Origin of the sequence: Paraburkholderia sp. BCC1885, assembly GCF_900996235.1 — a bacterium.
GTDB lineage: Bacteria > Pseudomonadota > Gammaproteobacteria > Burkholderiales > Burkholderiaceae > Paraburkholderia.
In genome coordinates this window covers 1-472 of sequence record NZ_CAAJGM010000128.1, presented here as the reverse complement: position 1 = coordinate 472, position 472 = coordinate 1, and the positions used below count along the sequence as shown (strand labels likewise).

At 62.7% G+C, this 472-nt stretch carries 2 pseudogenes; both read right to left on the bottom strand.

Going from position 1 to position 472, the window contains the following annotated elements:
• Window positions 1–95 (bottom strand): annotated as a pseudogene (locus FQ755_RS37325) (serine/threonine protein kinase); the annotation flags it as partial.
• A 61-nt stretch (window positions 96–156) separates the two neighbouring features.
• A pseudogene (locus FQ755_RS13645) lies at window positions 157–472 on the bottom strand (cupin domain-containing protein); the annotation flags it as partial.

Genomic DNA, 472 nt, shown 5'->3' with positions numbered 1-472 from the left:
ATGTGGCGGACGATCATCTCCATGTCTTGCGCCGCAGCCTTGAAGCTGAGCGCGGCCAGGTCCTGTTCGGTCATAGCGGGCTCCTCGTGAGCCAACACTGTACAAATATACAGTGAATTGCGCAACTGCCGGATACGACAGGCCGGACGCGGGATTTCAGCGATGGATCACGATCAGCAGCGCCTTGGCCTCGCCGCGGCCGAGATTGCGGATCGCGTGCGGCGCATCGGCCGCGTAGCGCGCGGTCTCGCCCGTCTTCAAGCGCCGCGAACTGCTGCCGGCCTCGATCTCGATCGAACCGGCCAGCACGGTCAGGTGCTCGCGCGTGCCGGGTTCGTGGGCATTCGACACCAGCGCGCCATTGGCCGGCAGGGACAGTTCATACCATTCGAAGCGGCAGACCACCTAGAACGACCCCCAGACCCACAACTAAGATTGCTTGTCATGACCGCCTATCGTACTGCATTCGTGC